We start from the raw sequence: 7,731 nt of genomic DNA, 5'->3' as shown, positions 1-7,731 counted from the left end.
TTCGGCTTTCCGGCGGTTCCGACTCTATCAGATCCTTTCGGGCCTGACTCCCAGTCAGCGGGATTTGTCTTTCCGGCTGTTGGGCCGTTCCGACGAGTGAGACTTTAGCGGAATCCTGCCCCCCGACGCTAATCGGGGTTGCGCCCATTCGAACGCGGATTCCTCATTTCACAAAAGCGCACAGAAAGTCGGGCGACGGAGTGTCGCTCGCTTGTAGTGGGTCTTGCGGAATGGCTGTCCGGGGACCGGCCGAAGTCGGTGCTCACGTCGGACAACTCGGAGAACACTACGGATGCCCGTATGTGCTGTCAACCTCGGGCCCGGCGGCGTACTCTCGAGCGCATGACAACGCGTACGTGCTTCCTTCAGTGGTGGGCCGCCTGACGGCGGCCGGCACTTGCGCATGCACTCAACGGCCGCCGCTTCGGCGGCCGTTCTCGTTACTCCCCTCCGGGAGTCCGGCCGCTCGGCGCGGCGGCTCCCATCAGGATCGGAGAGCGGGATGACGCGGATCTTCAGCGGTATCAAGCCGACAGGGCATCTGACCCTGGGCAACTACCTCGGGGCCCTGCGCAGGTGGGTCGAGGTCGATCAGCATCAGTCGGACGCGCTGTTCAGTGTGGTCGACCTCCATGCGCTGACCATGGAGCACGATCCGGCGCGGGTGCGCAGACTCAGTCGGCAGGCCGCGACGCTCATGCTGGCGGCGGGCCTGGATCCGGAGCGGTGCACCGTATTCGTACAGAGTCATGTGGACGAGCACGCGCGGCTCTCCTATCTGCTGGAGTGCACGGCGACGGACGGCGAGCTGCGGCGCATGATCCAGTACAAGGAGAAGGGCGCGCAGGCACGGGCCACCGGACAGAGTGTGCGGGTGTCGCTGCTGACGTATCCGGTGCTGATGGCGGCGGACATCCTGGCGTACGGGGCCGATGAGGTGCCGGTGGGTGACGACCAGGCCCAGCATGTGGAGCTGACCCGCGATCTGGCCGTGCGGTTCAACCAGAGGTACGGGCATACGTTCACGGTGCCGAAGGCAACGCATCCGCCAGTGGCGGCGCGCGTCATGGATCTGCAGAACCCCACCTCGAAGATGGGGAAGTCTCACGAGTCCGGGACCGGGATCGTCCATCTGCTCGATGACGCGGACATGGTGCGCAAGAAGATCATGCGAGCGGTCACGGACAGCGGGCGCGAGGTCGAGTACGACCGTGAGAGCAGGCCGGGGATCGCGAATCTGCTCGAAATTCTGGCGTCTTGCGAAGGTGGGAACCCGAACGAGTTGGCCGGTGTATATGAGTCGTACGGAGCGTTGAAGAAGGACACGGCCGAGGCGGTGGTGGAGTTGCTCAGGCCGGTCAGGGAGCGGCATGCCGAGCTGGCGGCGGATCCGGGACACGTCGATGACGTACTGAGGAAGGGGGCCGAGCTGGCCAGGGGGATGGCGCGACCGAGGGTCGATGCCGCCTATCGGGCGATCGGGCTGCTGCCCGCGTAGCCGCAGACGGGAGACAGGGGGTGCGGCTGCTCCCGCCGCCGTGGCGCCACGGCGGCGGAGTAGCGGCGATCTCAGCCGTTGCCCGAGGCGAGCTCACGGCTGCGGTCGCGAGCCGCTTCGAGGGCGGCGATGAGGGCGGCACGTACACCGTGGTTCTCGAGTTCACGGATGGCGCTGATCGTGGTGCCTGCGGGGGAGGTGACTGCTTCACGGAGCTTGACGGGGTGTTCGCCGCTGTCGCGGAGCATCACGGCGGCGCCGATGGCGGCCTGGACGATCAGGTCGTGGGCCTGGGCGCGGGGGAGGCCGAGGAGGATGCCGGCATCGGTCATGGCCTCGACGAGGAAGTAGAAGTACGCCGGACCCGAGCCGGACAGGGCGGTGGCCGCGTCCTGCTGGGACTCGGGGACGCGGAGGGTCTTGCCGACGCCGCCGAAGATCTCCTCGGCATGGACGAGGTGTTCGCTGGTGGCGTGGCTGCCGGCGGAGATCACGGACATGCCCTCGTCGACGAGGACGGGGGTGTTGGGCATGACACGGACCACGGGGGTGCCTGCGGTCAGACGCTCCTCGATGAAGGAGGTGGTGATGCCGGCCGCGGCGCTGATGACCAGGCGGTCGGCGGAGATGTGCGGGGCAAGTTCGTCGAGGAGCTTGCCCATGTCCTGGGGCTTGACGGCCAGGATGAGGGTGTCGGCGCGCTTGGCGGCTTCGGCGTTGTTGACGGGCTCGACGCCGTAGCGGGTGCGGAGCTCTTCGGCGCGGTCGGCGCGGCGGGTGGTGACCAGTAGATCGGCGGGGCGCCAGCCGGCGCGGATCATGCCGCTGAGCAGGGCTTCGCCGATCTTGCCCGTGCCGAGGACTGCGACTGTCTGGGTCATGGCTCTGTTCACCTCGCCGGTGGGGATACGTGCCGTCATCCTCGCACCGGGGGCGTGGCTGTGCCGGGCTGTCCGAGGGGCGGTACGGGTGAGCACCGGTCCGCGCCCTCGGACGCCAGGGCCCTGACGGGAGCCGTCGGGACTGACAAGAGCCGCCGGGAATGGCCGGAGCCGCCGGGACTAGAGGGCGCTGCGGGAGCGCCATTCGGACCAGGAGAGGTTCCAGTCGCCGTAGCCGTTGCCGGAGGCGACCTGGTCCTTGGAGTTGGTGACGCGTATGACGTCGCCCGGGATGATCTGCTCGTAGAAGCGGCGGGCGGTGCCGTCGGAGGGGAGGCCGATGCAGCCGTGGGTGACGTTGCTGCGCCCGGCGTAGATGTTGGCCTTCGGGTTCTCGTGGAGGTAGGTGCCCGAAGTCGTGAGGTGGACGGCGTAGCTGTAGTAGCCGGCATAGGCGTCGCCGAGGTTCACGGTTCGGGAGTCCATGAATACGCAGCGCTGCTTGTCCGAGACGACCATCGTGCCGTTCCAGGTATCCAGGCCTGGACGGCCCGCGGTGATGGGGATGGTCTGGGTGGCGCCGTCCTTGACCACGGTCATCCGGTGGGCGCGGACGTCGACCGTGGCCACCAGGGAGCGGGAGATGGTGAGGGAGCGGGAGAGCGAGTCGCCGGCCTTGACGGTGACCCGGGTGCCCGGCTTCCAGTAGGTCCTGGGGCGGAAGTCGACGCGCTGGCCGTCGTGGAGATTGCGGTCCTTGATCCAGGCCCAGGCGCCGGTGACTCCAGGGTTGGCGGTGACCGTGAGTTGGCGTTCCACGTCGGCGCGCTGGGACTTGGGTATCGGGTGCTTGAAGGTCACCGATATCGGCAGGCCGACGCCGACGGGCTGGCCGTCGGTGATATTGATGGTGGCGTCGGCCAGGTGGCCGAGGGTGGCGGCGGACGGTGGGGTGGCCGTGGGCCGTGGTGCTTCAGGTGTGGAGTGGGCGGCGGGCCGGCGCGGTGGCGCCGCGACAGCGTCCGGTGTCCCGCCCGCGCCCGAGCAGCCGGTGATCGACAGTGCGCAGATCAGGCCGAGTACGGCGGCCCTGATGTGTCGTGGCATTGAGTTCCCCCCTGGGTCAGCTGATGGTCAGCTGTGTTGGTCCGGCTTCTGTACGCATGGGAAGGGAGGCAGGTTGCACCTGGGGCGGGGATGGTTTTCCGTGGAACCGGCGAGGCGCCGGGGCTGTCCTACCGCTCGTGACGGAGGAGGAATTCGACGCCTTCTACGCGAGCGCCTTCCCCCGGCTTGTGGGGCAGCTGTACGCGTTGACGGGCGATCACGGCGAGGCGCAGGACGTGGTCCAGGAGGCGTTCGTTCGGGCCTGGGACCGGCGTGCCTCATTTCTGGCGGAGTCGGCTCCCGAGGCGTGGATCCGTACGGTCGCGATGCGCCTCGCGGTCAGTCGCTGGCGGCGGGCGCGGCGGTGGCTGGAGCTGGTGCGGCACCATCCGCCGGCGGACCGTACGCCGGGGCCTGGGCCCGAACACACCGTGCTCGTGGAGGCGTTGCGGAAGCTGCCCGAGGCGCAGCGGCAGGCGGTGGTGCTGCATCATCTCTGCGATCTGAGCATTGAGCAGATCGCCGTGGAGACAGGTTCACCGGCCGGTACGGTCAAGGCGAGGCTGTCGCGCGGTCGGGCCGCCCTTGCCAGGTTGTTGTCTCCCGGGGAGTCTGCCGACGAGGACGAGAGGGAGGGCAGCCATGTCTGAGACCGGTCGCGAGCAAGACGGACTCGACTCCGCGCTGCGTGTCCTCGCTGCCGGTGCGGAGGCGCAGCCGTCGCTGTCGGGTGGTCAGATCCGGCGGCGCGGCGAGGCGCGTGGACGTCGTCGGCGGGTGGTCGGGGCGACGGCGGCGGCCGTTGCGCTGATCGCCGGTGTCGCGGTCGGGGTGCCGCAGCTGATGAGGGCGGACGAAGCACGGCGGTCGCCTGCGGCGGTGCCGCCGAGCCCGTCCGTGTCGGTGCGGGCGCCGGCAGCCACCATCGAGCGCCGCACGGGGACGCTGACGGTCACCAAGGACGGCGTGCAGCCCCGTTCGATGGTCGTGTTCCTGGGCAAGGTCGCCCCGGGCCGGCTGACAGTTGTGGACAAGTCCCCGAAGCGCAAGGTGCCCGCGGAGACGATCGGCATGGGCGACTACGTGCTCAACGCGAGCTGGGTGGTGGAGCTGTCCAGGCCTGATGGCACCGCCTTGTTCGTCACCCAGTCCCTTTCGGACAAGAACTTCTCCAAAAGCATGATCGGAGTGGGTTCCCTGGATGCCAAGTGGCTCTACGACCAGCTCGCGGTCGGGGACGTCATCGCCCTGAACTAGGCGGTACGGCGGCGGAGCGTCGCCGCGCCCAGCGTCAGGACCAGGACCGCGCAGGCCGCGACGATCAGGACGTCGCGGGTGAAGTCTGCGGTGGCGTCCGGGTGGCCGAGGACCTGGGTCATGGCGTCGACGGCGTACGACATGGGCAGGACGTTCGAGATGCCTTCCAGGACGGGCTGCATCTTCTCGCGCTGAATGAACAGGCCGCAGAGCAGCAGCTGCGGGAAGATCACGGCCGGCATGAACTGGACGGCCTGGAACTCGGAGGCCGCGAAGGCCGAGACGAAGAGGCCGAGCGCCGTACCGAGCAGGGCGTCGAGAAGTGCGACGAGCAGCAGGAGCCAGGGCGAGCCGATGACGTCCAGGCCCAGCGCCCAGAGCGCGAGGCCGGTGGCGAGGAGGGACTGGACGACGGCGACGAGGCCGAATGCCAGGGCGTAGCCGCCGATCAGGTCGCCTTTGCCGAGCGGCATGGCGAGCAGTCGTTCCAGAGTGCCCGAGGTGCGTTCGCGCAGGGTCGCGATGGATGCCACCAGGAACATCGTGATCAGCGGGAAGATGCCGAGCAGCGAGGCGCCGATGGAGTCGAAGGTCCGCGGGCTGCCGTCGAACACATAGCGCAGCAGGAAGAGCATCACGCACGGCACGAAGATCATCAGTGCGATGGAGCGCGGGTCGTGGCGCAGCTGGCGCAGGACGCGGGTGGCGGTGGCGAGGGTGCGTGCGGTGCTCATCGGGCGTTCTCCTGAAGTGCGTCGGCCTCATCGGCGCCGGCCTGACGGGTCTTGGCCTGACGAGCGTTGGCCTGACGAGCGTTGGCCTCGTCGACCAGGTGGAGGAAGGCTCCCTCGACCGTTGCGGAGCGGGTGCGGGAGCGCAGCAAGTCCGGGCTGTCCTCGGCGAGGATCTCGCCTTCCCGCATCAGGAGCAGGCGGTGGCAGCGCTCGGCCTCGTCCATGACGTGGGAGGAGACAAGGATCGCCGCGCCGCGTTCGTCGGCGAGGCGATGGAAGAGGTCCCACAGATCGCGGCGCAGAACGGGATCGAGGCCGACGGTCGGTTCGTCGAGGACGAGGAGTTCGGGTGTGCCGAGCAGGGCGACGGCGAGGGAGACGCGGGTGCGCTGGCCGCCGGAGAGCCGGCCGGCGAGTGCGTCTGCGTGCGAGGTGAGGTCGACGTCGGCGATGGCGCGGGCGACGTGTTCGCGCCGGGCGTCGCGGTGGCGACGGCCTGGCTGCAGCACGGCGGCGAAGTAGTCGAGGTTCTGGCGGACCGTCAGGTCGTCATAGACGGACGGGTCCTGGGTGACGTAGCCGATGCGGGAGCGGAGTGCGGCATCGCCCGCCGGTTTGCCGAGGATTTCGAGGGTCCCGGTGACCTTGGCCTGGGTGCCGACGATTGCGCGCATCAGGGTCGACTTGCCACAGCCGGACGGTCCGAGCAGGCCGGTGATCCGGCCGGGCGGGACGGTGAAGTCGATGCCGCGCAGGACGGTGCGGTCTCCTCGTACGACAGTGAGGCCGCGGGCCAGGACGGCAACCCCGAGAGAATTCATCATGTGATGAATAATGCTCCTGGAGCTCTGCCGCGTCAAGAGATGGGGGGTGCGTCAGGGGCATCCCCCATGGCGTTCCCGGGGATGAGCGACGGACCGTGGACATATGAGCCACAACAGTGAGATCTCGAAGGCCGAGAGGCGGCGGCTCGCCGTCGCCGCGGCGACGCTCGGGCCATGGCGCGCCGCCGCGGCAGTCGGTGCGCTGGGCGGCAGCGTCACCCTCGTACTCGGCACGATCGGCGACGGAATCGGACTCGGCGTGCTGGCCGGTGCGTTGTCGGTCGCGCTGATGCTGTTCTTCATGGTCGGCGGCGCGGGCGCGGTGCTCGGCGACCGGCCGGGCGCGGGCGCCGGTGACGACCGCCGGATACGGCGCTGGGCCGCGGCCCACCCGTGGCGGGTCGCGGCCGTGCCCGGCGCCCTGATGGTCGCCACCGATGTGGTGGTACAGCAGGCGCTGACCGCGCGGGGGCTGTTCGGCAGCCTGTGGGACGGGCTGTGGCTGGGGGCGCTGGTGGTCGGTGTCGTGGGGCTGGCCGGGCGGTTCTCCCGTAAGCGGGCCTGAGCGGCCGGCGCTCAGCCCGCGCCCGGGATCAGCGGGATCGCGGCGGACGGCAGGCCGCCGGCGGCAGGAAGCGATACGGCTCTACAGGGTGGATGTCCCGGGCGCGCGGAAGGTGACCGTCAGGTCGACGGCGTACGCCTCCTCGACGACACCGTCCGGGAAGACCGCGAGCAGCTCGGCGCGCTCCCGGGCGAGGAAGGCGGCTGTGGCCTCCTTGCCCAGCACCAGGAAGAGGGAGTGGCTGCCGAGGTTGTCGAGATGGGTGTCGAGCGAGACCTGCCGGCTCCAGCGCACCCGGCGTGTCACGGAGTCCAGTCCGTCCGGCAGGCGCCGGCGGCGGCCGGCTGCGCCATGAGCCGCGCCGTGTGCCTGGCGACGGATGCGCTCGTCCTGTGCGGCGATCCAGGAGACGTCGGGGTCCGAAACGTTCCACCACAGGGCGAGCGCGCCGCCCGGCCGCAGCACCCGCAGAGCCTCGGGAGCGGAACGGGCCGGGTCGGTCCAGTGCCAGGACTGCGCGTACGTGATGAGGTCGGCGCAGCCGTCGGCCAGCGGCAGCGCGTCACCGAGGCCCCGGACGAGCGGGATGTCAGGGAGGCCGCGGCGCAGCTGGTCGGCCATGCCGGGACCCGGCTCCACGGCGGTGACCCGGGCGCCGCGGTCACGCAGCAGCCGCGTTGCTATACCGGTGCCCGCGCCGACGTCGATCACACGGGAGCCCTTGAGCGGACGGCCGGTCAGCTCCTCGACCGTGTCGAAGAGCGCGGGCGGGTAACCGGGGCGGGCGGCGTCGTACTGAGCGGCGGCCGAGTCGAAGGAGAGTGCGCGCAGCGGGCGATCCGTCATGCGCCCATCCTCACCGGGA

At 69.8% G+C, this 7,731-nt stretch carries 9 protein-coding genes; 4 read left to right on the top strand and 5 right to left on the bottom strand.

Translation table 11 applies throughout. The annotated features are described in order from the left end of the window. The first annotated feature begins 502 nt into the window (after positions 1 to 502). A complete protein-coding gene (gene trpS, locus ACFWDI_RS38205) occupies positions 503 to 1,498 on the top strand; it encodes a tryptophan--tRNA ligase (RefSeq protein WP_385311405.1) in 996 nt (331 codons plus the stop codon). A 71-nt stretch (positions 1,499 to 1,569) separates the two neighbouring features. Here the strand turns inward: trpS and proC are convergent, their stop codons facing one another. Both proC and ACFWDI_RS38195 read right to left on the bottom strand, forming a co-directional pair. Beyond that, a complete protein-coding gene (proC, locus tag ACFWDI_RS38200) occupies positions 1,570 to 2,379 on the bottom strand; it encodes a pyrroline-5-carboxylate reductase (RefSeq protein WP_385311403.1) in 810 nt (269 codons plus the stop codon). Positions 2,380 to 2,559: 180 nt separating this feature from the next. After that, positions 2,560 to 3,486, bottom strand: coding sequence for a L,D-transpeptidase (locus tag ACFWDI_RS38195; RefSeq protein WP_385311401.1), 927 nt, complete (start codon positions 3,484 to 3,486; stop codon positions 2,560 to 2,562). A gap of 137 nt (positions 3,487 to 3,623) precedes the next feature. On the opposite strand from ACFWDI_RS38195, the gene ACFWDI_RS38190 reads away from it, so the two are divergent. Beyond that, complete coding sequence (locus ACFWDI_RS38190) at positions 3,624 to 4,136, top strand: SigE family RNA polymerase sigma factor (RefSeq protein ID WP_385311399.1); 513 nt, start codon at positions 3,624 to 3,626, stop codon at positions 4,134 to 4,136. Continuing rightward, complete coding sequence (locus tag ACFWDI_RS38185) at positions 4,129 to 4,743, top strand: hypothetical protein (RefSeq protein WP_385311397.1); 615 nt, start codon at positions 4,129 to 4,131, stop codon at positions 4,741 to 4,743. Before ACFWDI_RS38190 ends, ACFWDI_RS38185 begins: the two co-directional genes overlap by 8 nt. Here the strand turns inward: ACFWDI_RS38185 and ACFWDI_RS38180 are convergent. Continuing rightward, positions 4,740 to 5,477 (bottom strand): ABC transporter permease, encoded by a 738-nt coding sequence (locus ACFWDI_RS38180; RefSeq protein WP_385311395.1) that lies wholly within the window; start codon positions 5,475 to 5,477, stop codon positions 4,740 to 4,742. The two genes, ACFWDI_RS38185 and ACFWDI_RS38180, sit on opposite strands and share 4 nt — an antisense overlap. After that, complete coding sequence (locus ACFWDI_RS38175; RefSeq protein WP_385311393.1) at positions 5,474 to 6,301, bottom strand: ABC transporter ATP-binding protein; 828 nt, start codon at positions 6,299 to 6,301, stop codon at positions 5,474 to 5,476. The genes ACFWDI_RS38180 and ACFWDI_RS38175 overlap by 4 nt, the downstream gene beginning before the upstream one ends. Positions 6,302 to 6,404: 103 nt before the next feature. Between ACFWDI_RS38175 and ACFWDI_RS38170 the strand changes: the two genes are divergently transcribed. After that, entirely contained in the window at positions 6,405 to 6,866 is a 462-nt protein-coding gene (locus tag ACFWDI_RS38170) for a hypothetical protein (protein ID WP_385311391.1), read from the top strand. A gap of 81 nt (positions 6,867 to 6,947) precedes the next feature. On the opposite strand, the gene ACFWDI_RS38165 is transcribed toward ACFWDI_RS38170, so the two are convergent. Beyond that, complete coding sequence (locus tag ACFWDI_RS38165; protein ID WP_385311389.1) at positions 6,948 to 7,712, bottom strand: class I SAM-dependent methyltransferase; 765 nt, start codon at positions 7,710 to 7,712, stop codon at positions 6,948 to 6,950. Positions 7,713 to 7,731: the final 19 nt, after the last annotated feature.

It is taken from the genome of Streptomyces sp. NPDC060064 (assembly GCF_042736455.1).
GTDB lineage: Bacteria > Actinomycetota > Actinomycetes > Streptomycetales > Streptomycetaceae > Streptomyces.
Note: the sequence above shows the minus strand (reverse complement) of the source record. Positions and strands in the feature narration are given on the sequence as shown.

Coding starts and splice junctions, on each gene's coding strand:
- trpS (WP_385311405.1), top strand. CDS start 503: ATGACGCGGATCTTCAGCGGTATCAAGCCGACAGGGCATCTGACCCTG.
- proC (WP_385311403.1), bottom strand. CDS start 2,379: ATGACCCAGACAGTCGCAGTCCTCGGCACGGGCAAGATCGGCGAAGCC.
- ACFWDI_RS38195 (WP_385311401.1), bottom strand. CDS start 3,486: ATGCCACGACACATCAGGGCCGCCGTACTCGGCCTGATCTGCGCACTG.
- ACFWDI_RS38185 (WP_385311397.1), top strand. CDS start 4,129: ATGTCTGAGACCGGTCGCGAGCAAGACGGACTCGACTCCGCGCTGCGT.
- ACFWDI_RS38180 (WP_385311395.1), bottom strand. CDS start 5,477: ATGAGCACCGCACGCACCCTCGCCACCGCCACCCGCGTCCTGCGCCAG.
- ACFWDI_RS38175 (WP_385311393.1), bottom strand. CDS start 6,301: ATGATGAATTCTCTCGGGGTTGCCGTCCTGGCCCGCGGCCTCACTGTC.
- ACFWDI_RS38170 (WP_385311391.1), top strand. CDS start 6,405: ATGAGCCACAACAGTGAGATCTCGAAGGCCGAGAGGCGGCGGCTCGCC.
- ACFWDI_RS38165 (WP_385311389.1), bottom strand. CDS start 7,712: ATGACGGATCGCCCGCTGCGCGCACTCTCCTTCGACTCGGCCGCCGCT.